Below are 23,153 nucleotides of genomic sequence, written 5' to 3'. Positions count from 1 at the left end.
AATGCATTTCCAGCCTCATTATCGTGAGGCTCTTCATAGCTGCATACAGGTTAGCAAATGACAAGCCCCTTTGAGATGCGTACGCGTCTTCTCTCTCTGTCCCTCGAGAGCGCCGGCATCGGACTGGCCGTTCTGAGTGATCCGGACTCGATCGCGTATTACGGGGGCTACTGGAACTATCTAGGCATGGAGTTCGGGCGGCCGACGCTGATGATCGTGGGGCCCGGTCGTGCTCCGGTGATCCTCACGCCGTTAATGGAATCAGACATGTGCGCGGCCATGAGCTGGGTCGGGGACATCCGCCCCTGGACCGATGGTGGCCGGGAATGGCGGGACGTGCTTATTGGCCTCATCACCAACCCCACGACGGCTGCTCCGGTCGGGGTCGAAACAGCCCGGCTGCCGAACGTGGTCGCCGCCGAGATCAGGGAGCAACTTCCTGATCGCATCCTGACGGATATCGCGCCGCTGATCACCGAGCAGCGCATGATCAAGTCGCCAGACGAGATCGCCATCATGCGCCAGGCCGGCGAAGTGGCTGGTGCGATGATGGATGCTGCCGCGGACGCAATTGGTCCCGGCGTGCCCGAATATGAGATCGCGCTTGCCGCCATGCAGGCCGGCTCGCGCCGCGCCGCCTCCCTGCTGAGCGATCCCGGGGACCGCTACGTCTCGCCACTGATCCATAATCTGCAGATCCTGCAGTCAGGCACGGACACCTGCATGGTCCATCGGCGCGCCGGCGTGCGCCGGCTGGAGTCCGGCGATCCTGTCTATCTGTGCTTCTGCGGCATGGTGAGTTTCCGCAACTACAAGCTCGGCTTTGATCGCCAGTTTTATGTAGGAACTGTGACCGATGAGCAGGCGCGCATCCAGGAAGCCGCTCTGGCCGCCCAGCGCACGGCGCTGGCCACGATCCGCCCCGGCATACGCTGCGAGGCAGTCAATGCCGCAGCAGAAGAGGTGTATGCGGCGGCTGGCTTCTCGCCGGGCTATCGCACCGGCCGCTCGGTCGGCATGTCGCTGCTGGAGGCACCGGAACTCAAGCGTGGCGAAACCCGCGAGCTACAGGCCGGCATGACCTTTGCCGTCGATGGCGGCATTACAGTGCCCGGCAAGGGCGGCGGACGCATAGGCGATTCCATCGTAGTGACCGAGGACGGATTCGACTATCTCACGCCCTATCCCCGTGACCTGAAGCTTCTTTGAAGCAGGGAGCCATAGACGCGAGGATGAAAAGTGACGGAGACCGTTTTCGCCCGGGATCACGGCCATCAGGATGCCTCGGCGGGGACCGGCGGCATCAGGTCTACCGTGCCCTGAAAACACAGGCGCTGCTCTACAGGTTCCGTCCTGGCCAGCATCTGGCCGTCGTCGAACTGTCGGACCAGCTGAGGGTCAGCAACACGCCTGTGCGCGAGGCGCTGATCCGCCTGCATGCCGAAGGTCATATTGCTGCTGTCCCCGCGCGAGGATTTTTCGCCCGCGAACTGCGCCTGCGCGAGATGAAGGAAATCCATGACCTTCTACAGCTCCTCCTGCGTCACAGCCTCGACAAGGCCCCTCCCCTGGCGTCATTTCGGCTCTTGACTGATCTGCGGCCTCCCCCCTTGACGCCGTGCGATCCAAGGACGGCCGTTGCGCTGGCACGCCGAACCGAAGCCTTGTTCATCGCCATGAGCCGATGGACGGGCAGCGATGTGATCGAGAGCAACGTGATCGATCTCTGCGAGCGGACCCATCATGTTCGCCGCTGCGCCTATCGATCGTCCGAGCTGACCGTGCCGCTACATGCCTCCCTCGCCGCCCTGGCCTCAGCACTGAACGAGGGAAAAATGGAGGCGGCTGTGATAGGTCTGAATGATCATTTCCAGGTTCTTGAGGTGGCGCTGCCGGATCTGGTCATGCGCGCGCTCGCGACCTCCTTGATGCAGGACTAACACGTGTGATTGGGAAGGGCATCACCTCGATCGCGTAATGTCCTGAAAGGCGGATACTGTGGATCTCAATTTCCCACTGATCGGTCCGCCCTCGCAATTGAGCTTGATCGGACCAACACCATCCCGCGGCGCGATGAAACCTTCCTTGGAGACGTTTTACGCCGCCAGCCTGTAAGGCCGCACCAGGACATCCGCCGGAATACCCCACTCCTTGCTCAACTTGCCGATCATATCGACGGTCAGGGCTCTCTTGCGGCGCAGGACCTCCGATGCGAGTGGTGCGGCAAGACCCTGCTGCCTTCGCCCGGTTGCTTCAAGGAAAGCGCGCAGCGCTTCGACAGGAATCGGCATCCGGCTGCGGAAAGTGCCGCTCTTCATACGCCGCGATAGGGACCGAGAGCACGTCGAAGCGGTCCTCTTCCGTCGAGCCAGGCTCAGGCTGCTGCTCGAAATAGCGTGTCATCTCGGCCAGCGCCCGATCATAATCCGCATCGGTCCTAATCGGTCGAATGTCCATAAAACCGTCTCCGGATCTACGACGTCCTATTCAGCGTGGGTGCGCAAGAGCTCGTTCAAAACCCGACTGATGGACAGGCGACGTGGAGGAGGCATCCGTGGCGCCTATGTCCCTAATGCGTATGAAGTTCCCGCTGTTCCGACCGCGTAGGCGCCATGCAAACACCATCATCCATCTCGTCATTCGGCTCGATCCAGCCGGCCAGACCCGCCCGTTCCAGCGCGGTGCCGATCGACAAGAGCTTCGTGTCTCGATGATGGGCGCCGATCAGTTGCAAACCGACCGGCAGGCCATCGCCGTCCCGACCGATGGGAACGGACAGCGCGGGATGGCCGGTCAGGTTGAAAAGGCAGGTGAAATGCGACAGTGCATTGCCGACAGGTACCTCAACGCCCGCCAGCGTCACCCGCCTCTGATCCAGCTCTGGCGCGACGACCGGCGTCGTCGGCGTCATCAGCACATCGATATCCTTAAGCCGCTCGCTGACCTCGGCCTGCTTCGCAGCGATCAGCCGGAGCGCCTGCACATAATGCTCAGCTAGGATGAACTGGCCCTGAAGCAGCCCCTCACGCACATCCTCGCCATAGAGATCGAACCGGCGCTGGAGATTTGTACGGTGCCAGGCAAAGGCCTCGACAAGTTGAACGGCCAGCGAGGCCGTGCGCACATGGGTGGCGTCTGGCATCACCACCTCGACAATGTGGGCACCCAGCCGGCGGCATTCCGCGATCAGCTGCTGCACGCGCAAGGCAATGTCGGACGCTACATTCTCGAGATAGGCTCCCCTGGGCACTCCAATGCGCAGCCCATGCAGCGAGTTGCCTCGCTCGGCATGATCGGCGTTCGCTGCCAAGATGGCCTCATCCGCCTCGCGAACGGCCAGGAAAACCTCGGTCGCGTCCCCGCAGCTTCGCGCAAGAATCCCGACATGATCCAGCGACCAGCAGAAAGGCACCACACCCTTCAGGCTGATCTGCCCGCGCGTCGGCTTGAAGCCGACAAGGCCGCATAGGCTGGCGGGAACGCGCACCGAGCCGCCCGTATCGGTGCCGAGGGCAAACATCGCCGTGCGGTTGGCGACCGCAACGGCAGAGCCGCTTGAGGATCCGCCCGCCAGGCGGCCTGGATCATGTGGGTTAGCCGGCGTGCCGAAGATAGGGTTGGCGCCGGTGATGCCGTAGCAGAACTCGTGCAGATTATTCTTTCCCAGAAGAATGGCGCCCGCAGCCTCGAGGCGTTGAAGCGCCCGCGCGTCTCTGAGCGGCCGATAATCATGCATGACGCGCGAGCCCGCTGTCGTCGGCAGCGTCACAGTGTCAAAGACATCTTTGCAGGAGAAGGGGATGCCGGCCAGACGCCCTAATGCGCCAGCCTGCTCGACCATACCAGCACGCGAGAGCGCATGTTCCGCACCTATCGAAACATAGCTGAGATCGCAACTGTTGCGCGCTTCAGCTCGCGCCAGAAACGCCGCGGTCACCTCTTCCGGCCGAACCTCTCCGGAGATCATCAGCCGTCGGAGCTTGCGCAAGGATAGATGCGTAAGGTCGCTCATTGGCCTTTTTCCTGGAAAGGAGGGATAGCCGGTCCGATGTCGCCAAGATCCTGATCTGCAAGCCGCTGCAGGCTCGCCAGCAGATCGCCCAGGCCGCTGACAAGGCCATGCCCCGCCTCTTGCACCAGCGGCGCCAACGTCGCAGTGGGCCAGTCGCGCCCGGCAAGCCGCGTCGCGACGTTGACCAGGAAATCGGCGTCGAACAAGTCCTGACGGCTCATCGGCGTGCTCCTGCCGATCGCACCGAGCGAGCGATGAACATCGCAGCGAGCATGACGATGGTGACGAGAAGCACCATGAGAGTGGCTGCGGCGAGCACGGCAGGACTCAACTGATCCCGCACGCCCGACCACATCTGTAACGGAATGGTGCGCTGGTCATAGCCAGCCAGGAACAGGGCGATGACGGCCTCGTCGAAGGACGTGACAAAGGCGAACAGAGCACCCGAGGCGATACCGGGCGCGATCAGCGGCAAGGTCACCTTCAGAAAGGCGGACAGGGGTGGCGAGCCCAGTATGGACGCAGCACGGAGCAGACGCTCGTCAAAGGTGGTGAGCGTGCTGCCAACCGTCACCACCACATAAGGCGCCGCCAAAGCGGTATGGGCGAGAATAATGCCGGTGAAGGACTGAGTGAGCCCCAGCGGCGCCAGGAAGAAATAGATTCCCGTGGCGAACAGGATGACCGGCACGACAAGCGGCGACGCGATGATGACCGCGACCATCTTGCGCGGTCGTGTCGGCAGCCGCCGCAATCCGAGGGCCGCCATCGTGCCGAGAATGGCTGCCAGCGGGGTGACCACAGCCGCGATACTCAGGCTGTTGCGAAGGGCCAGCCGCCACTGCGCGCTTTCTGCGATTTCGCGATACCAGCGAAGCGACCAGCCCATCGGATCGAGTCGGAGCATGGCCGGCGTGAAGGAGAAATACGGCTCCGGGTTGAACGACAGCGGCACGATCACGAGGAGTGGCAGCACGAGGAAGGCCGCGATCAGACCGCAGAGAAGATAGAAGCCGAGACGGGCGAGCCGGTTCATGCGCGCAGCCCTCCGCGTTCGGCGAGGCGTGGCAGCGTCAAAGCGAGGAGCAGAACCGCGAGCAGGAGCAACGTCCCAAGAGCGGCCGCCAAGCCCCAGTTCAGGCTCCTCTGCATGTGAAAAGCGATCTGATTGCTGATGAGCTGGCCGGTTCGTCCCCCCACAAGGGCCGGGGTGACGTAGTAGCCAAGGGACAGGATAAAGACGAGCAGGCCGCCGGCCGCGACTCCGGGATAGGTCAACGGAAGATAGACGCGGGCGAAGGTCCGCAGTGGATGCGCTCCCAGGCTTGCAGAGGCGCGCACATAGGACGCCGGCAGTCCCGCCATCACCGAATAGAGCGGAAGCACAAAGAAGGGCAGCAGCACGTGAACCATTACGATGATGGTCCCCGTCATGTTGTAGATCATGTCGAGACGGCCGGTTTCGCCAATGACGCCCATCGCGAGCAGCCCTTCATTGATGACGCCCCGCCGCTGCAGCAGCACGATCCAAGCCGTGGCGCGCACCAGCAAGGAGGTCCAGAACGGCAGCAGCACCAGAAAAAGTAGCAGCGCACGCAAAGAGGGGCCCGCCGCTGCCATGGCATAGGCATAGGGATAGCCGAGCAGCGCACAGATGAGGGTCACCAAGGCGGCGACCCAGGCGGTGCGCAGGAAGAGATCGACATAAAGTCGCCGCGCCTCCTCCTGCCGAACGATTGCTCCATCGGCCGTCACCGTCAAATCCAGGGCATTGAGCAGATGTTGTCCCGTCCAGGGCGAGGTCACCCGCGCCAGAAGCCGCCACAGGTCGGGATCGCTCCAGCCAGGATCGATCTGCGCAAGCTCCGTGTCCGGATTCCGGTCCAGCTGTCGCGCGGTGACGTCGATCAGCGCACGAAACCCACTCCGCTCGCGGTTTAGACGCTGGGCAAGCCGACTGATCTGGTTGGCCGCGCTCGCCGCCCGCAAATCCGCAGTGACAGCCTGAGCGCCATTTTGCGGAACGCTGATCCCGTCCCATCGAGCGAGAGCCTCGCGCGTACGCGGCATGAGATCGGCAATTTCCGGATCGTGGACGCTCTGCAGAAGCATGGTCGCGATCGGCGCCAGGAAGGCGATGGCGATGAAGGCGACCAGGGGAAGCACGAGCGCCCAGCCGGCGCGGGAGGGCGAGGCCGCGTTCATTGGACCAGCCACGCCGCATAGCGGTCATTGATCGCATCGCCATGTGAGATCCACCAGGCGGCATCGAAAGCCAGGGCGTTACTGAAATTGGACGGTGCCGTCGGAAGCGTGGCGGCAATGGCTGGCGCGATCAGCGGCTGAGAGGAGCGGCGCACGGGACCATAAGCGATGTATTTGGTCTGTTCGGCCAGCGGAACGGTTCCAGTGGCAAAGCGGATGAAATCGAGTGCCCGGCCCTTGGCTCCGGTACCGGCGACGACCGCGTAGTAGTCGGCGTTCCATATCTGCCGGTCCCAGATGATCTTGAGCGGCTTGGCATCCTCCGAGATGGCCGATTGCACGCGCCCATTATAAGCGGCGGATAGCGCCACCTCGCCATCGGCAAGAAGCTGGATCATCTGCGCTCCGGTCTCCCAGAAAACGGCGTGATCCTTGACGGTATCGAGCTTGGCGAAGGCGCGGTCGAGACCTTCCGGCGTTGCCAGAACCCGATAGACCTCGGAGGGCGATACCCCATCGGCCATCAACGCCCATTCAAGTATCGCGTGAGGACGCTTGGGCAGCCCGCGGCGGCCCGGAAACCTCTCAAGATCGAAGAAGTCCTCGATCCGGCTGGGCTTGGCATCGGGAAAGGCGGGATCGCGGAAGGCGAGTACGTTGGACCAGATGACCGTGCCGACGCCACAATCATGCAGTGACCCGGTGACAAAGTCCGCGATGGCCGGAACCCCATCAGACCCTGCCGGTAGTTGCGCCGGATCGATCTTCTCGAACAGACCGTCGGCGCAGCCACGATCAAGATCTTGCAACTCAACATCGACGACGTCCCAGCTCACCGTTCCGGAACGCACCTGGGCGGTGAGTTCGGCAAGTCCACCATTGTAATCGACCGACTTGATCGTCACATCAGTGCTGGCGGTGAACGGTTCATACTGCGACTTTTTCTGGCTTGCCGTGTATTGGCCGCCGAAGGAGGCAATGGTCAGGGCGTCCGCCGCGCACGCGGGTCCATAGGTAATCAGAAGGCCGAGAAGAGCTGCGGACGACACTTTCGGGCACGCGATGACCATGGTGAACCTCCTTAAGATGGGAAGGGTGCGCTCAGGCGGCGAAGGCCCGGGCGTCCTCTCGGCTGAAGCCGAGAGTGATGGTTGCGCCGCGGTCGGGGCGCGCGCTCTGGCCGCAATTGGGCAGTTTCCAGATGATCTCGGTGCCGTCGCGCATCCGGCAGCGCACGCGCGAAACCTCACCGAGATAGGTGATGTCGGCGACCTCCACCTCGACCGAGGAGCCGCCCCCGGCTTGTGCAGGCCGCAGCCGCTCTGGCCGGACCGAGAGGCTTACCTGGTCGCCGATGCGCGCGTCGGCGATGTTTCGCGCCTCAACGACGGCACCATCGGCGCAGCGGATATGGCAGAACTCGGTCGTGGCAGCGATCACGCTGCCGGTGATGCGATTGTTCTCGCCGATGAAGCCGGCCACGAAGGCAGTCCCTGGCTGCTCGTAGAGTTCCGAGGGGGTGCCGATCTGGGCAATCCGTCCCGCGTCGAACACCGCGACGCGATCAGAAAGCGACAAGGCCTCGCTCTGGTCATGGGTGACATAGACGATGGTCGGCCGCAGTTCGCGATGGATCCTGACGATCTCATCCTGCATCTGCTCGCGCAGCTGCTTGTCGAGCGCGCCCAGCGGCTCGTCCATCAGCACGAGCTGCGGCTTGTAGATGAGCGCCCGAGCCACGGCGATGCGTTGCTGCTGCCCGCCGGACAGCTGCGCCGGCCGCCGGTCCCGCATGCCATCGAGCCGGATCAGCTGCAGCGCCCAGGCGACCCGCTCGGCAATGTCGGATTTCCGCCAGCCGCGTGCCTGTAGCGGGTAAGCGAGATTCTCGCCGACGGTCAGATGCGGGAACAGCGCATAATGCTGGAACACCATGCCGATATTGCGCTTGTAGGGCGGCAGCCTGGACACGTCCCGCCCGCCGATCTCGATCTTACCGGCACTCGGCGCCTCGAAGCCGGCGAGCATCATCAGCAGGCTGGTCTTGCCGGAGCCCGAAGGGCCGAGGATCGTGAGGAACTCACCCGGGTGAACATCGAGATCAAGCGCGTCCACTACCTTGCTGACACCGTCATAGGTTTTATCGACGCCGCGCAGCACAAGAGCTTCCGCCTGGTTCCCGTTGCCTGATCGCGCCAGCGCGCTGGTAACCTTCATCAGCATGGGCGCCCTCAATCGTGATCACCCAGCATGAAGCTGGTGATGCGGTTAAGAGTGCGGGCGATGTGGTTGCGCCGGATGAAGCCTACCGCGCGGATGTCGCCGGCGGCGAGCGAGGCCAGTATCTCATTGATCTCGTCGGCTTGCGCCGCGACTTCAGCCGCCCAGTTCAGTTCGGGCAGTATCTCGAGATAGGCGCGGATCGTCTTGTAATAGAGAACCTCGGAAACCTGCCGGTATTCGGCATTGCCCGAAAGATGCAGTATTTCGTCCTGAAGCCGGTGGCTGATCTGGGCCAGGGCCCGCACATCGACCTGACCGCTGAGGGGCTGGCATTCGGCCAGAAGCTCGCGGAGCGTACCGGTAATGGCGGCGAGCATCGACGCCGGGTTGAGATCGCCGAGCAGCTCGGCCAGCTTCATCCGCAGCGCATAGGCGTCGCGCAGCGATTTAAGTTCCACCGAGGTTACCATCGAGCCGACATTCGGCGTGGTCTCGATCAGCCCTTCATTTTCCAGCGCCTGCATCACCCGCCGCATAGGGGTGCGGCTGACACCGAATTCGCGTGCAAGCTCGGCCTCGCTGAGTGCGGTCCCGGGCGGGTAAATCAGAAGACAGATGCGGTCGCGCAGAGCGCGGTGGATAGCGGAAAACCGCTCCCTTGGCGTGGGTCGGCTCTCAACAGTCACGGTCATAGCGGCCTCCTGCTGACAAATTGGTACATCTTAAAATATGTATCGTCAACGACGGCGTCCCGGATTAGTAAGCCGGTATACCGGCTTGCTGCAATTGGAATAAGTTCATGAAATATCTCATACATTCTCGAATGTAGTTTGCCATCGACTACGCCGAACGCGAAAATTCCTCGCTGTAACGCGAGAAAAGGCGAAAGCGGATGATGTCGATGAGGGGGTATGAATCAGGACTGGGGTCAGCCAAACATGATTTCTCGCCGACCTATGACCAGCCCTGGCCGCACGCCTACTACCAAGCCCATCTCGCTCTCGACTACATGATCTGCGACCGTGCCAGACCGGTGTTCGAAGGGATCATTGAGGACCTGCGCCGCCAGCGGCCACGTCGACCTCTCAAGATCGTTGATGTGGGTGCATCCTACGGGCTCAATGCGGCTCTGCTCCGTTCCCGGCTCACCTTGGACGACCTCTATGCCGCCTACATCCTGCAGGATGGACCGCTGTCGACCCATCGCCTGGAGGATCACCGGGTCTTCTTCACGCATCAGCAGCGGCGAGAAGACCTTGAGTTCGTGGGTCTGGATCCCAGCCGTCGCGCATTGCGTTACGCCCGCGATGTCGGCCTGATAGAAGCGGCGGTGGCAGCTAATCTGGAGATAGAGCCTCTGTCCGTGACAGACCGCGACACTCTTCGAGGCGCGGATCTAATCATTAGTACCGGCTGCGTTGGCTATGCAACGGTGCGAACATTCCAACAGGTCTATGAGGCGACCGCCGATTCACGCCCCTGGGTGGCGAGCTTCGCGATGCATCCGTTCGGCTACGGGGAAATCGCCACTATGCTAGCGGGGTTCGGACTCGCCACGATCGCCAAGCCAAACCTCAGGCAACGCCAACGTAGGTTCTCGACCGCGCAGGAGCGCGCCTCCATCCTCGCCTTGATGGCCGAGCAAGGCATGGATGATCGGCTGGAGCGTACGACCGGCTATATCTACGCTGCCTTCCACCTGTCGACGCCTCGCGAGGACGGTGCATGAAGGTTCAGCCCGATATCACCGCCATTGCCCAGCGCCTCGATCCGTTCCTGATGAAACATTGGCGCTTCATTCTCGCGGCAGCCGAAGAGGGCAGCTTCCGGCGGGCAGCGGACCGCCTGGGTGTGCAGCAATCGACGCTGAGCCGGCGTATTCGTGACATTGAGGATGCCATTGGGGCCACCCTTTTTGCCCGATCCCATGCCGGCGTGCGGCCGACTTTCGCCGGCCGTCGTCTGCTGGGGCCCGCGCGGGAAATCCTGGCACAGGCATCGCAGGCAGCACTGGCGGTGGAGCGCGCCGGAACGGCACAGGATGGCGTGCTTCGCATCGGCCTGCCCCCGATCACATCGGGAGCTGGGCTCACGCAGTTGCTTCGTCGCGTCCTACACGTCTGCCCAAACATCCGTGTCGAACTCTTCGATACGGACCCGGCGTCGCAGTGTCAGGCAGTGCGCCGGCATGAGCTTGATGTCACCCTCCAAGTCGGCTGCCCCGCGGTGACTAGCCACGCCGAGCTCGATCTGTGGGACGAGCCTGTGCTCATCGTCATGGCCGAGCGCGATGTTCTCGCCACGTCGCCCATGATCGACCTCGATGAACTGGCCGGGCGGCACTTCATCTTCATGGCGGGCGACCCGGCTCTGCCCGTTTTCCGAGACCTCTTCGCCCACGTGCCTACTGTTTGCCTTTCGGTTGAGCCGCTCACTCGGGAGACAAACCTCCTGCAACTTGTCGCGCTTGGACAAGGCCTGACGCTGACAACCGTTTCCCTGTCATCTCATGCAGCGGTCACTTGCCGTCCTCTCACAGGACAGGGATTGCCGCTTCGTGCCGTCTGGTCACGCTCGAATCCCAACCCTGCTCTGACCCGGTTTCTGTCCGTCGCGCGCGAACTGAGGAAATCCCCAAGCCACCGGTGCGCCGCCCAGACGTGATCTCAACACATGCCGTTGTCGTGTCACTTGATCCGGCTCGCGCCTGCGGCGCGCCTTCGCTTGGGCTGTGGCGCCATCTCGTTCGCCATGCCGTCCGGCTCGACAAGCGCCACATGGCTCACGCTCAGGGCCAGCGCGATCTCGTACAGTGTGATGATCGTCGGATTTTTGAGGCCGCGCTCAACGTCGGACAGATATTGCTGGCTGAACCCCGAACGCATGGCAAGCTCCTCCTGCGTCAGCTCCTGAGCCTGACGCAGGCGCGCGAGATTGCGGCCGACCAGCTTGCGCATGTCCATGGCGCAAGCGGTCGCGGATTTCCGCAATCAAGTTTATCAACTATAATATGTAGTAACTAATATGCTTTACGCGCTGGCATACTGAAGCGACCGCCAACTGCGTGTACTGAAGGGGAGCTTCACGCCCTTTCGTAACGAGGTGGATGTCATGCCGCGCCTTCCGCGATGCCGGCACCTCATCACGTGATGCCGCTCCACGACCTACCACCTCACCGGGTCGTCGCTCTAGGCTCTCGCTCCTCACGATGAAGAGCGACGCTCGCCATGACCCGAGCCTTTCGCGACGCGCCGCCCGATGCGCCGACCGTCACCGACTACGATCGCAGTCATGCCGCGCTCTATCTGCGGCTGCTCGATGCCGAAGCGGCGGGCGCCGACTGGAAGGAAGTTGTCGCGCTGCTGTTCAGCCTGGATCCGCTCACCGCGCCGGAACACGCCCGGCGTGTCCACGCGGCCCATCTGGCCCGAGCGCGCTGGATGTCGGCAGAGGGATATCAGCAACTCCTGCGTCGACCCGACAAGTGATCGGGTGATGCCTGCTGGGCATCAGGGCATGTCGTTGGCGTTTCTTCCGAAAGCTCCCCTCAGACGAGATCGTCCGGCGTATCGCGGCACGCTCGAAAGGGATCCGGATGGTCCTGCAATCGGCCTGGCAGTCATCAGAGGCTTACGCCTTCGTAGATACTCTCTCGCCTGCACAGTTTGCCTGGGAATGGCTTCGGCGTAACAAGGCGTATCGGCAAGACTTTGCCAAACTCTGTGCGGCCGACGGAGCCGATGAGGAGACCCTCGCGGCGCTCATGCGAGCCCGCTGGGGTCTGCGATTTCCCGATTGACCCCACATGTGATGCCCGAGACGCTTCCGTCATCTGGGACCTGGAAACCGACCCCGGCCTGATCTCACTTGTCGCGCCAAGCGACACTGCCTATGGCCCTCCGAACGCTGGTAATACACCTCAAGGCAGGGAACATCACCAGCACGCATCTGTTTGTGCGATCATCGGTGCGGGCCGGGACGCGATTACCGTTATGCTGCCAGAAGGCCGTCGCCTCGATCCATCCCTTTGTGCTCTCGTGCTAATGGACGCACACCTCCCAGATCGGATCGAGGCTCTGCTGCGGCTGTCTGCCCATATGCGGACTGCGTCCATGCCGCCGGATCGGAGGATCACGCTCCAGCAGCGTCAACGCCTGCGCCACATGCTTCAGGCAGAGGACGCTCGGCGCGCGGGTGCGACCTATCGTGAGATTGCCACCGGACTCTTCGGTGCCGTTCGTGTCGCAGCAGCGCCCTGGAAGACGTCCTCCCTGCGCGACACGGTCATCGCGCTTGTCGAGGATGCGAGCCGAATGGTCGCGGGCGACTATCGCAAGCTGTTGCATAGACGCCGCCGCTGCACCTCGCCCCGCTAGGGGGTGGGAAATATAGTCCCCCAATCTTCCCCATCCCTCCCGACATTCCTCCTCCGCCACCGTGGTCACCGTCCGCCGCCGCACTCCGGCGGCTCCCGCCACGCCCACGGAGGCCCGCTCCATGCGACCCGATCTCGCCACCCTCCCGCCGCGCTACCTGCGCACCAAGGAAGCCGCCGAATTTCTCAGCCTGTCGGCCCGCACGCTTGAGAAGCACCGCACCTATGGCACCGGTCCCGCCTATCGCAAGCTCGGCGGACGCGTCGTCTATTCCATCGACGACCTGCAGGCCTGGACCGAGCGCGGCGCGGTCACCTCGACATCCGATCCGCGCGGCACCGTCCTGCCGGCCAAGCGCCACGCGCTTGCCGCCGGTTCGTTCGCCGGCCGCGCCGCACGCTGAACGCTCCCATGGCGGCGCGGCATCACAGCCTCTCGGAGCGCGGACAGCTCGATCAGTTCCGCGCCTTGCCGGGCGACTTCGCGCCAAGAGATGCGCAGGATCTCATGGCCTATCCCTTCTTCTCCCTCTCCAAGACCCATCGCGTGGCGCCGATCGATTTCCGGACCGGGAGCATCGCCATCCGGGTCGAGGCCGTGCCCGACCACGGCATGGCGACCATCTGGGATGCCGACATTCTCATCTGGGCCGCCAGCCAGATCGTCGAGGCGCGCGACGCGGGGCTGCGAACCTCACGCCTGATGGCCGCGACGCCCTATGAGATCCTCACCTTTGTCGGGCGCGGCACCTCCCTGCGCGACTATCAGCGCCTCAAGGCCGCGCTCGACCGCCTCCAATCCACGACGGTCTCGACCACCATCCGCCAGCCCGCGGAGGGGCGCCGGCACCGCTTCTCCTGGATCAATGAATGGCAGGAGCGCACCGACCGCAACGGCCGGCCCGACGGCGTCGACCTCATCCTGCCGGACTGGTTCTACCGCGCCGTGCTCGACGACGCGCTCGTGCTCACCATCGACCGCACCTATTTCGGGCTGACGGGCGGGCTGGAACGCTGGCTCTACCGCCTCGTGCGCAAGCATGGCGGGCACCAGGACCACGGCTGGAGCTTCGACGTCGCTCACCTCCACGCCAAATCCGGCAGCCTCTCGCCCCTCAAGCACTTCGCCTATGACCTACGCGCGATCGTCGGCCGCCAGGCGCTGCCCGGCTACCAGCTCGGCATGCGCCGCCAGACGGACGCTGCTGACATCCTCTCCTTCGCCGAGATCGACGCTGCACGCCTTGCCCTGCCAACCCGCCGCCGTCTCGCGGCCATCCGATCTGGGGACAAGCTGTGAATCATCTCGTGCTATCGGGGACCAGTACCCTCGTGCCATCAGGGACCGGATCCTCGTGCTATCGGGGACCAGAATCGACGATTCAGTCTTCTGAATCAGAGGCTTCCGGCGTCCGTAACTTCTCTAACCCGGATTCCTTCGGAATCCTTCTAACGGAACTACGCCATTCTACTACGACGCGTGTGTCGCCGCTGAACGTGCGGAGCGCGCCATGATCGTCGCGCTCCTCAACCAGAAAGGCGGGGTCGGCAAGACCACCCTGGCGCTGCATCTCGCTGGGCAATGGGCCCGGCAAGGACAGCGGATCACCCTGATCGACGCCGATCCGCAGGGCTCCAGCCTCGACTGGTCGCAGCAGCGCAGTCGCGAGGTACTGCCGCGGCTGTTCGGTGTCGTCGGCCTCGCCCGCGATACGCTGCACCGGGAGGCGCCCGAACTCGCGCGTGACACGGATCACATCGTCATCGATGGACCACCCCGCGTCGCCGGGCTGATGCGATCGGCGCTGCTCGCCGCCGATCTGGTGCTGATCCCGGTGCAGCCCTCGCCATTCGATGGATGGGCCTCGGCCGAGATGCTGGCGCTGATCCGCGAGGCGCGGATCTACCGCCCGGAGATGCTGGTCCGGTTCGTCCTGAACCGCTGCGGCGCGCGCACGGTTCTCGCCCGCGAGACGGCGCGGACGCTGGCCGACCACGATCCCCCGGTGCTCGCCAGCACCGTCGGACAGCGCATCGCCTTTGCGGCGGCCGCGCAATCCGGACGTCTCGTCTTCGAGCGCGACGATGCAGGGCCGGCCACGCGCGAGATCGCTGCGCTCGCCGCCGAGATCAATTGTCTCGACCTCGGGAGGCTCGCGCCATGAGCGAGCGCCCGATCCGCCGCGACTTTGCCTCCCGACCTGCCGATCCCGAGCACTGGATCAAGGCGGCGAATGTCGCGCCAGAGCACCGCCCCGGCGCCACGTTCACCGCGCGCCTCACCATCGATGTGACGCCCGAACTGCGCGGGCGGATCAAGGTCGCCGCCTTCCGGCGCGGCGTCACCGTCGCCGAGATGCTGCGCGACCTCCTCGCGCGTGAATTCCCTCCCCAGTCTGGAGATCTGCCATGAGCGCGGCGTTTGCGCCCAGTGCGGCCAGCACGGCTTCCGCGTCCAGTCCCCCATCCGATGCCCTGACCCATGTCGAGCTGACCCATATCGAGAAGCGCATCGAGAACTGGATTCGCTTCGGCCATCACGCAAATGAGCAGCTATTGGATCGCCGCCGGCGCATCCTGTCTTTCCCTCCCGGCTCCATCTTCGCCTTTGTCCGGTGGGCGTCGAACGACTTCGGCACCGTGGCCTCCCGCCTCGACATCGTGCGCTGCGTGGCACCGGGCGACGGCTACCAGACGCTGCCCTTCGTGCGCCCCGGCGGCGAGATCCTGCTGCGGGTCGATGGCTGGCCGAAGGTCGAGAAAATCCTTCAGCACATCGACGCTATCGAAGCGATCGGCATCGATGCGGCGACCGTCGCTCCTGACCACTGGGGGCATGTCGCGCACCGCGTCAGCGTCGGCTTCGAGCCGCGCGCCTACACGATAGAGCGCCATCAGGCGTGGCTGAAGCGGCGGGAGTGCGGTCAATGAACCGCGCCGCCTATGTGCTGATGGCTGCGGCCGCCAGCGTCGGCATGGCCTACGCCGCCACGCTGCCGACGCCGCTGAAGCTGATCTGGAATGTCTCGGCGAGCGTTCCTGTCGGGCTCTACTCGGTCGAGCCGGCGGATCATCTCGAGATCACCGATCTGGTCGCGGTGATGCAGCCGCCGCCGCTCGCCGCGTTCCTCATCGCGCGTGGCTATATCGGCGAAGGCACGCCGCTGCTGAAGCGTGTGATGGGGCTCCCGGGACAGGAAGTCTGCCGCCTCGGCAACGCCATCACCGTCGATGGCGTACCGCTTGGCGAAGCGCTGCCGCGCGACCGCATGGGCCGCGATCTGCCGGTCTGGCAGGGCTGCCGGCGTATCGCGGCTGGCGAAGTGTTCCTGATGAACCCGAACGTCGGCGACAGTCTCGACGGGCGCTACTTCGGGCCGATCTCAGACGGGACCGTCATCGGTCGTGCGATGCCACTCCTCACGGATGAAGCCGGCAACAGTGACTTCGTCTGGCGCGCGGCGGTGCGCTGACATGCATCGCGCTGTGCTCTTTCTCGCATCCGGACTGCTGATCGGCGGCGCCTCGCCCGGCTCTGCCGCCGCGCAGACCATGTCGCCGACCTTGGCGAATGCTGTCACCTCCTACGCCGACTTTATCGACGAGGCTGCGCAGCGCTTTGAGCTTCCAGCCGTCTGGATCCGAGCCGTCCTGCGGGCCGAGAGCGGCGGCGATCCGCGCGCCGTCTCGCATGCCGGTGCCATGGGGCTGATGCAGATCATGCCCGCGACCTGGGACGAGCTTCGCGTCCATCACGGTCTCGGCGCCGATCCGTTCGACCCGCGCGACAACATCCTCGCCGGCGCTGCCCATCTGCGCCAGCTCCATGACCGCTATGGCAGCACCCGCGCCATGCTCGCGGCCTACAATGCCGGGCCGGCGCGCTATGAGGCGTCGCTTGCCGGCACGCCGCTGCCGCAGGAGACGCGCACTTACATCGCAGCGTTGGCGCCGATCATCGACAAAGAGTCTGCAGCCGGCGCTACGGAATTGGTGCGGCCAACGGCGCAAAGCTGGCGCAAGGCGCCGCTGTTCGCCGCACAGACTGCGCGCAGCAATCCCACCGATGCGGCGCTCCTCACCCCGCGATCGAGCACGCTCTTCGTTGCACCTTTGCCATCGCGGAGGGCTCCATGACCACGCCGACCGGCTTTCGCATTCTGGCGGGTTCCGGCGCTCCATGGAGGGCCGGGAGGCGCATGACAGAGACGACGACCGCACGAGTGCCGCCCGTAATCGGCAGGCCGCACCTGGTCCGACAGCCGCGGTTTCCAGCGCTGATACTGTCGTGGCCGTCAAACCACGCAGGAGGCGGCTGATGGAGTATTTTTGCGGGCTGGATGTCGCAATTGACGAGACGGCGGTGTGCGTCGTTGACGATCGCGGCGACGTGCATCTGACGGTCAAAGTGGCGACCGAGCCGGAGGCACTGTTCGCAGTGCTGAAACCTTTCGCGGCGCGGCTGCGACGCGTTGGCCACGAAGCAGGTTCACTGTCGCCCTGGCTGCATCCCGAACTCGCCAAGCTCGGCCTGCCGGTGATCTGTCTGGAGACGCAGCATGTGCGCGCCGCGATGGCGGCGCAGCGCAACAAGACCGACGAAATGGACGCGCTCGGCATCGCGCACATCATGCGCACCGGCTGGTTCCGGGCCGCACATGTGAAGACGGAAGATTGCTACCGGATGCGCCTGTTACTGACGCACCGGCGCAATCTCAAACGCAAATTTCTCGATCTGGAGAACGCGATCCGTCATTCGCTGAAGAGTTTCGGCATCAAGCTCGGCGCCACATCGCGAGGCGCTTTCGATCAGGCGGTGCGTGAGGCGGTGGCGCATGATCCGCTGTCGAGCGAGCTGATGGACGCCATGCTGACGGCCCGCGCCGCGCTGTGGAAGCAGTATGGCCGCTTGCACGATCTCGTCGTGAAGATCGTGGCGCGCACCGAGCTGTGCCGACGCTTCCTGGCAATCCCCGGCGTCGGGCCGGTGACGGCCTTGTCGTTCATGACGGCGATCGATGATCCGACACGGTTCCGCCGTTCGCGCGACGTTGCGGCTTACTTCGGGCTGACATCGAAACGCTGGCAGTCCGGCACGTCGATCGACGTTCAGGGGCGGATCTCGAAAGCCGGCGATGCCGATGTGCGCAGCGCGCTCTACGAGGCGGCGTCCGGTTTGCTGACCCGGTTCAAGGGCACGGACAAGGTCAAAAGCTGGGGGCAGCAGATCGCCAAACGCTCCTGCCACCGCAAAGCGGTGGTGGCGGTTGCGCGCAAGCTCGCCGTCATCATGCACGCCATGTGGAGCGACGGAACCTTCTATGTCGGCGACCCGGCGGCGAGTGAGACCGCGACCGAACGGCGCGCGCAGGTCAAGGGCCGCAAGCTTCTGGGAGCGCACGCATGACCCGTCCAACGACACAGCAAACGCAGCGCGGCCGCAGGACGACCGACGCGGCCTGAACATGGAGATCCGCCCCGGCGGATGAGGACCGATGCAGACCATCCACGACGGAACGCACGCTATCTTGCCTGCGGCCGCGCCGATCGCAAGACGGCCGGACCGCGCCCGAGTGCCTGTGATGATGCTCCGTCAGACCGATGGGAAATTGCGCCGCGACGGTTCGGACGCTGCTCATGGGCAGCTGGAATCTCCCGTCGATGAGCGCGGAGGAGTGCACGGCGCATCGGAACTCACGGCCAGGCGGCGCAGGCGCGCTGTAGAGAACAGTTTCGTATATCTTCGCAGATTCATGGAGAAACGACGATGGCAGGAAGATCACCAAAAGTGCGACCGATTAGGAGGGCAGGATAAAAGGGCGCACATTGCGCTGCGGTCGGGGTGTTGTTTCTGCACGTCTTTCCTGTGCCTTCGGCACCTTGTGGAGCCGAACCACAAGGTTTGCGCGTGCCGCAAATGGCACCGCATCAACGATTTTCCGCACATTGCGAGGCTTCGCCATGAGCGATGACCGCGAGTTCCGAGTCCGTCCCGGCCGCATCCGCTCGACCCGCGCCCAGCAGGCCCGCCCCTTCGTCGCCCAGGCGCTCGCTGCGGCCCGGAAGGCCGGCGGCGGGGTCTCTCGCTCGGCCAAGATCGCCACCGGCAACCGCTCGCGCTTCGGCAGCGGACAGGTCGCCAGCCTTCAGGCCAGCCGCCGGATCACGCCACGCTCACGCGGCGCCGTGGTGAAGGCCCGCGTCGTCCGACACACGGCCAGCGCGGGCTCCCTCAGTCAGCACCTCACCTATCTTCGCCGCGAGGGGGTGACCCGCAATGGCGAGGAGGCGCGGCTGTTCGGTCCCGAGAGCGACAGCGCGGATGTCGACGCCTTCGCTGAGCGCTGCCGCGAGGACCGTCACCATTTCCGATTCATCGTCTCGCCCGACGACGCCCTGGAGATGGAAGACCTGCAGGCCTTCACCCGTGACCTCACCCGGCAGATGGAGAAGGACCACGGCACCGGGCTCGACTGGGTCGCCGTCGATCACTGGAACACCGAGCATCCCCATGTGCATCTGATCGTGCGCGGCCGCCGCGACGATGGCCAGGATCTCGTGATCTCCCGCGACTACATCAAGGAGGGCATGCGCGATCGCGCCCGTGACCTGATCACCCAAGAACTCGGCCCCCGCACCGAGCTCGATATCCGCCGGAGTTTGGAACGCCAGATCGAGGCTGAACGCTGGACCGAGCTCGACCGCCAGCTTCTCCGCGAGACCCGCGAGAGCGGCATCATCGACATGGCGCCGGCTCCCGGCCAACAGCCGAATGACCACCATTCACTGAAGATTGGGCGCCTCCGGAAGCTCGAGGCGCTCGGCCTCGCCACCGAGATCGGCAACGCGCAATGGGTGATGGAGCCGGAAGCGGAAGCCACCCTGCGCGGGCTGGGGGAGCGCGGCGACATCATCAAGCGCATGCACCGCGCCCTCACCGAACGCGGCATCGAGCGCGGTATGGCGAGTTATGTCCTCGCCGCCGAGAGCCTCGACGTACCGGTGATCGGCCGGCTGGTCGCGCGCGGCCTCGATGATGAACTCCACGGCTCCGCCTTTGCCATCGTCGATGGCGTGGACGGGCGTTCCCATCACATCCGGCTGCCCGATCTCGATGCCGCTGGTGACGGTGCGGCCGGCGCCATCGTCGAGCTCCGAACCTTCGATGATGCGCACGGTAAACGGCGTGTCGCGCTCGCGGTGCGCTCCGATCTCGATCTCGCCCATCAGGTCACGGCGACCGGCGCCACCTGGCTCGACCGGCAGGCCATTGCGCGTGACCCCGTCGCTCTGTCGGACGGCGGCTTCGGCGCGGAGGTGAGCCAGGCACTTGACCGGCGCGCCGAGCATCTCGTCCGCGAGGGGCTGGCCGAGCGACAAGGTCAGCGCGTCGTCTTCGCCCGCAACCTCATCGACACGCTCCGCCGCCGGGAACTGGAGGCCGTGGGGGAGAAGCTCGCTGCCGAGACCGGGCTGCCGTTCAACAAGGCCGGTAGCGGCGAGTATGTCGCCGGTACGTATCGCCAGCGCCTCAACCTCGCCTCCGGCCGCTTCGCCATGCTCGACGACGGGCTCGGCTTCCAGCTCGTGCCCTGGTCACCCTCTCTGGAGCGCCAGCTCGGCAAGCATGTCTCCGGTGTCGCCCGTGACAATGGTGGCGTCGACTGGAGTTTCGGTCGCAAGCGCGGCCTCGGCCTCTGACCCGAGAGAAAGATCATCACCATGTCGGCGACGAAAATCCTCTGGGGGCAGATCCTCACCGTGCTGCTGATCGTGTTGGCTGCCATCTGGGGCGCCACACAATATGTGGCCTGGTGCCTCGGCTTTCAGGCACAGTTGGGCGCGCCGTGGTTCGCGCTTCTCGGCCTGCCGATCTACTACCCGCCGGCCTTCTTCTGGTGGTGGTACTTTTTCGATGCCTATGCGCCGGAGGTGTTCTTCCGGGGGGCGCTGATCGCCGCCTCCGGCGGCTTCCTCTCCATCGCGGTCGCCATTGCGCTGTCGGTCTGGCGGGCGCGCGAGGCCTCCCGGGTCGACACCTATGGTTCGGCGCGCTGGGCCGAAAGGGAGGAAGTCCGCGCTGCCGGGCTCCTCGGCACCGATGGCGTCGTCCTCGGTCGGTATGAACGGAACTATCTGCGCCATGATGGGCCCGAGCACGTGCTGTGCTTCGCGCCGACCCGCTCCGGCAAGGGCGTCGGCCTGGTGGTGCCCTCGCTGCTGACCTGGCCGGGATCGGCCATCGTCCACGACATCAAGGGCGAGAACTGGCAGCTCACCGCCGGCTTCCGGGCCCGACATGGCCGCGTGCTGCTGTTCGATCCGACCAACGTCAAGTCCGCCGCCTATAATCCACTGCTGGAGGTGCGCCGCGGTGAATGGGAAGTCCGCGACGTCCAGAACATCGCCGACATCCTGGTGGACCCCGAAGGCTCTCTGGAAAAGCGAAACCACTGGGAGAAGACCAGCCACGCGCTGCTGGTCGGCGCTATCCTCCACGTGCTCTATGCTGAGACCAACAAGACGCTCGCCGGCGTCGCCGCCTTCCTTTCTGATCCGAAGCGGCCGATCGAGACCACGCTCGACGCCATGATGAAGACCGCCCACCTCGGCAAGGCGGGCCCGCATCCCGTCATCGCCAGCGCCGCCCGCGAGCTGCTGAACAAATCCGACAATGAGCGCTCGGGCGTGCTCTCCACCGCGATGTCCTTCCTCGGCCTGTACCGAGATCCGGTGATTGCCGAGGTGACGCGGCACTGCGACTGGCGCATCGCGGATATCGTCGCTGCAAAAACGCCGACCACGCTCTACCTCGTGGTGCCACCCTCCGACATCAACCGCACCAAGCCGTTGATCCGCCTCCTCCTCAACCAGATCGGCCGCCGCCTCACCGAGGACCTGCAGGCGAAGAGCGCACGCCATCGTCTGCTGCTCATGCTCGACGAGTTTCCGGCGCTGGGGCGGCTCGACTTCTTCGAGAGCGCGCTCGCCTTCATGGCCGGCTATGGCCTGAAAGCCTTCCTCATCGCCCAGTCGCTGAACCAGATCGAGAAGGCCTATGGTCCGAACAACTCGATCCTCGACAACTGCCATGTCCGGGTGAGCTTCGCCACGAACGATGAGCGCACCGCCAAGCGCGTCTCCGATGCGCTCGGCACCGCCACTGAGATGAAGGCGATGAAGAACTACGCCGGTCACCGGCTCTCACCGTGGCTGGGTCATCTCATGGTGTCGCGCTCGGAGACCGCCCGCCCGCTGCTCACCCCCGGCGAGGTCATGCAGCTGCCGCCCACGGACGAGATCATCATGGTCGCCGGCACTGCGCCGATCCGGGCGAAGAAGGCGCGCTACTACGAGGATGCGCGCTTCCGGGACCGGCTTTTGCCGCCGCCAACGCGGTCTCGTGGCCCGACCGTCCAACACGATGACTGGACCACGCTGCCGTTGCCCAGGCCTCAGGAGAGTAAGGGTGGGAGTGCCGCCATCGAAGGTCGAGACGAGGATCTGACCGGGTCGGAGCACCGGCTTCAGCCCGAGCTCAGCCGCGTCAAGCCGGTCGAGAAAAGCCAGCCCATCGAGAACGAGTTCGAGTTCGGTCTGGATCGCGACGACGAGATGGACGGCGTCCCCGCCCGGAACCGGCGCATGACCGGACTGATGCAAGGCGTGGCCCGACAGGTCAGCCTAACTCCCAACGACGGCATGGAGCTGTGATCGCCATGGCAGGTCGCACGAAGAAAGCGCAGATTTCCGTCTATCTCGAGCCCGACATCATGGACATGCTGGCGCACTATGCCGCCCAGCGCGACCAGTCCATGTCCCTGATTGCCCAGGCCGCGATCGCCTCCTTCCTGTCCCCCGACAGCGCCGAGCGCCAGGAGGCAGCTCTTGCCAGACGCCTCGGCCAGATTGATCGCCGCCTCGCGCGGCTGGAGCGCGATCTCGGCATCTCGACCGAGGCCTTCGCCACCTTCATCCGCTTCTGGCTCGCCACCACCCCCGCGCTGCCCGAACCCGCCGCCCAGGCCGCGCGGGCCAAGCTCTCCGAGCGCTACGCAGCCTACACAAGCGCGCTCGGTCGGCGTCTCGCGAAGGGGCCACAGCTGCGGCAGGAGATCGTGGAGGATGTTGGGGGACCGGAGAAGGAGGGGGGCAGCTGAAGTTGACCCCTTCGATTGCTCTTTCAGCGACGTTCGTTTTGCGCCCCATTTCGGTCATTGATCTGGCAACAGCCGCGGCCCAAAAGCGATGGGGTGGACGCCCCCTGACGGCATCGATGTGTCAGAGTGGATGTGTTCATCACCACTGGAGGAGGCGTCCGTGAGCGAGATCAGCACA

27 protein-coding genes are annotated in these 23,153 nt (G+C 64.6%); 18 read left to right on the top strand and 9 right to left on the bottom strand.

Going from position 1 to position 23,153, the window contains the following annotated elements:
- Window positions 1-57: 57 nt before the first annotated feature.
- On the top strand, window positions 58-1,209 hold the full coding sequence (locus tag J2S75_RS07460) for a M24 family metallopeptidase (protein WP_307019197.1): 1,152 nt from the start codon (window positions 58-60) through the stop codon (window positions 1,207-1,209).
- A gap of 23 nt (window positions 1,210-1,232) precedes the next feature.
- Window positions 1,233-1,940, top strand: coding sequence for a GntR family transcriptional regulator (locus J2S75_RS07455; protein WP_307019196.1), 708 nt, complete (start codon window positions 1,233-1,235; stop codon window positions 1,938-1,940).
- A 313-nt stretch (window positions 1,941-2,253) separates the two neighbouring features.
- Here J2S75_RS07455 and J2S75_RS07450 read toward each other — a convergent pair whose 3' ends face one another.
- The 8 genes from J2S75_RS07450 to J2S75_RS07415 form a co-directional block, all read right to left on the bottom strand.
- Complete coding sequence (locus tag J2S75_RS07450) at window positions 2,254-2,457, bottom strand: transcriptional regulator (protein ID WP_307019195.1); 204 nt, start codon at window positions 2,455-2,457, stop codon at window positions 2,254-2,256.
- Between the two features lie 112 nt (window positions 2,458-2,569).
- The gene (locus tag J2S75_RS07445) at window positions 2,570-4,012 is read right to left on the bottom strand and encodes an amidase (protein WP_307019193.1); all 1,443 of its coding nucleotides are present in this window, start codon (window positions 4,010-4,012) and stop codon (window positions 2,570-2,572) included.
- The gene (locus J2S75_RS07440) at window positions 4,009-4,233 is read right to left on the bottom strand and encodes a hypothetical protein (RefSeq protein WP_307019192.1); all 225 of its coding nucleotides are present in this window, start codon (window positions 4,231-4,233) and stop codon (window positions 4,009-4,011) included. Before J2S75_RS07440 ends, J2S75_RS07445 begins: the two co-directional genes overlap by 4 nt.
- A complete protein-coding gene (locus J2S75_RS07435; RefSeq protein ID WP_307019191.1) occupies window positions 4,230-5,048 on the bottom strand; it encodes an ABC transporter permease in 819 nt (272 codons plus the stop codon). Before J2S75_RS07435 ends, J2S75_RS07440 begins: the two co-directional genes overlap by 4 nt.
- Window positions 5,045-6,217 (bottom strand): ABC transporter permease, encoded by a 1,173-nt coding sequence (locus J2S75_RS07430; protein WP_307019190.1) that lies wholly within the window; start codon window positions 6,215-6,217, stop codon window positions 5,045-5,047. The genes J2S75_RS07435 and J2S75_RS07430 overlap by 4 nt, the downstream gene beginning before the upstream one ends.
- Window positions 6,214-7,287, bottom strand: coding sequence for an ABC transporter substrate-binding protein (locus J2S75_RS07425; protein WP_307019189.1), 1,074 nt, complete (start codon window positions 7,285-7,287; stop codon window positions 6,214-6,216). Before J2S75_RS07425 ends, J2S75_RS07430 begins: the two co-directional genes overlap by 4 nt.
- A gap of 31 nt (window positions 7,288-7,318) precedes the next feature.
- Window positions 7,319-8,440 (bottom strand): ABC transporter ATP-binding protein, encoded by a 1,122-nt coding sequence (locus J2S75_RS07420; protein ID WP_307019188.1) that lies wholly within the window; start codon window positions 8,438-8,440, stop codon window positions 7,319-7,321.
- 8 nt (window positions 8,441-8,448) lie between these two features.
- Window positions 8,449-9,132 carry a GntR family transcriptional regulator gene (locus J2S75_RS07415; protein ID WP_307019187.1) on the bottom strand — a complete coding sequence of 228 codons (684 nt, stop codon included), beginning with the start codon at window positions 9,130-9,132 and terminating at the stop codon, window positions 8,449-8,451.
- A 200-nt stretch (window positions 9,133-9,332) separates the two neighbouring features.
- Here J2S75_RS07415 and J2S75_RS07410 point away from each other — a divergent pair, with 200 nt between their 5' ends.
- Window positions 9,333-10,169, top strand: coding sequence for a hypothetical protein (locus J2S75_RS07410; protein WP_307019186.1), 837 nt, complete (start codon window positions 9,333-9,335; stop codon window positions 10,167-10,169).
- Window positions 10,166-11,104, top strand: coding sequence for a LysR family transcriptional regulator (locus J2S75_RS07405; RefSeq protein ID WP_307019185.1), 939 nt, complete (start codon window positions 10,166-10,168; stop codon window positions 11,102-11,104). Before J2S75_RS07410 ends, J2S75_RS07405 begins: the two co-directional genes overlap by 4 nt.
- Window positions 11,105-11,127: 23 nt before the next feature.
- On the opposite strand, the gene J2S75_RS07400 is transcribed toward J2S75_RS07405, so the two are convergent.
- Complete coding sequence (locus J2S75_RS07400; RefSeq protein ID WP_307019184.1) at window positions 11,128-11,403, bottom strand: helix-turn-helix domain-containing protein; 276 nt, start codon at window positions 11,401-11,403, stop codon at window positions 11,128-11,130.
- 264 nt (window positions 11,404-11,667) lie between these two features.
- Here J2S75_RS07400 and J2S75_RS07395 point away from each other — a divergent pair, with 264 nt between their 5' ends.
- From J2S75_RS07395 to J2S75_RS07335, 14 genes are all read left to right on the top strand, one after another.
- Entirely contained in the window at window positions 11,668-11,928 is a 261-nt protein-coding gene (locus J2S75_RS07395; protein WP_307019182.1) for a DNA -binding domain-containing protein, read from the top strand.
- A 107-nt stretch (window positions 11,929-12,035) separates the two neighbouring features.
- Entirely contained in the window at window positions 12,036-12,239 is a 204-nt protein-coding gene (locus J2S75_RS07390) for a transcriptional regulator domain-containing protein (RefSeq protein ID WP_307019181.1), read from the top strand.
- Complete coding sequence (locus tag J2S75_RS22465) at window positions 12,181-12,816, top strand: DUF2285 domain-containing protein (RefSeq protein WP_370874100.1); 636 nt, start codon at window positions 12,181-12,183, stop codon at window positions 12,814-12,816. Before J2S75_RS07390 ends, J2S75_RS22465 begins: the two co-directional genes overlap by 59 nt.
- A 121-nt stretch (window positions 12,817-12,937) precedes the next feature.
- A complete protein-coding gene (locus tag J2S75_RS07385; RefSeq protein ID WP_132036201.1) occupies window positions 12,938-13,219 on the top strand; it encodes a helix-turn-helix transcriptional regulator in 282 nt (93 codons plus the stop codon).
- A gap of 8 nt (window positions 13,220-13,227) precedes the next feature.
- On the top strand, window positions 13,228-14,115 hold the full coding sequence (locus J2S75_RS07380; RefSeq protein WP_307019180.1) for a replication initiator protein A: 888 nt from the start codon (window positions 13,228-13,230) through the stop codon (window positions 14,113-14,115).
- Between the two features lie 211 nt (window positions 14,116-14,326).
- Window positions 14,327-14,980, top strand: coding sequence for a ParA family partition ATPase (parA, locus tag J2S75_RS07375; RefSeq protein WP_307019179.1), 654 nt, complete (start codon window positions 14,327-14,329; stop codon window positions 14,978-14,980).
- Window positions 14,977-15,228, top strand: a complete 252-nt coding sequence (locus J2S75_RS07370; protein ID WP_307019177.1) for a ribbon-helix-helix protein — start codon at window positions 14,977-14,979, stop codon at window positions 15,226-15,228. Before parA ends, J2S75_RS07370 begins: the two co-directional genes overlap by 4 nt.
- Entirely contained in the window at window positions 15,225-15,746 is a 522-nt protein-coding gene (locus J2S75_RS07365) for a DUF2840 domain-containing protein (protein ID WP_307019176.1), read from the top strand. Before J2S75_RS07370 ends, J2S75_RS07365 begins: the two co-directional genes overlap by 4 nt.
- The gene (locus J2S75_RS07360; protein WP_307019175.1) at window positions 15,743-16,288 is read left to right on the top strand and encodes a S26 family signal peptidase; all 546 of its coding nucleotides are present in this window, start codon (window positions 15,743-15,745) and stop codon (window positions 16,286-16,288) included. The genes J2S75_RS07365 and J2S75_RS07360 overlap by 4 nt, the downstream gene beginning before the upstream one ends.
- Window position 16,289: 1 nt before the next feature.
- Complete coding sequence (locus tag J2S75_RS07355) at window positions 16,290-16,952, top strand: lytic transglycosylase domain-containing protein (RefSeq protein WP_307019174.1); 663 nt, start codon at window positions 16,290-16,292, stop codon at window positions 16,950-16,952.
- A gap of 181 nt (window positions 16,953-17,133) precedes the next feature.
- Window positions 17,134-18,222 carry an IS110 family RNA-guided transposase gene (locus J2S75_RS07350; RefSeq protein ID WP_307019172.1) on the top strand — a complete coding sequence of 363 codons (1,089 nt, stop codon included), beginning with the start codon at window positions 17,134-17,136 and terminating at the stop codon, window positions 18,220-18,222.
- 554 nt (window positions 18,223-18,776) lie between these two features.
- Window positions 18,777-20,516, top strand: a complete 1,740-nt coding sequence (locus tag J2S75_RS07345) for a relaxase/mobilization nuclease domain-containing protein (protein ID WP_307019171.1) — start codon at window positions 18,777-18,779, stop codon at window positions 20,514-20,516.
- 21 nt (window positions 20,517-20,537) lie between these two features.
- Window positions 20,538-22,529 (top strand): conjugal transfer protein TraG, encoded by a 1,992-nt coding sequence (locus J2S75_RS07340; protein WP_307019170.1) that lies wholly within the window; start codon window positions 20,538-20,540, stop codon window positions 22,527-22,529.
- A 5-nt stretch (window positions 22,530-22,534) separates the two neighbouring features.
- The gene (locus tag J2S75_RS07335; protein WP_307019169.1) at window positions 22,535-22,975 is read left to right on the top strand and encodes a CopG family transcriptional regulator; all 441 of its coding nucleotides are present in this window, start codon (window positions 22,535-22,537) and stop codon (window positions 22,973-22,975) included.
- Window positions 22,976-23,153: the final 178 nt, after the last annotated feature.

Origin of the sequence: Ancylobacter polymorphus (assembly GCF_030813495.1) — a bacterium.
In the GTDB taxonomy this organism is placed as follows: Bacteria; Pseudomonadota; Alphaproteobacteria; order Rhizobiales; family Xanthobacteraceae; genus Ancylobacter; species Ancylobacter polymorphus.
The sequence above is the reverse complement of the archived record's forward strand: the minus strand, read 5'-3'. Positions and strand labels throughout refer to the sequence as shown.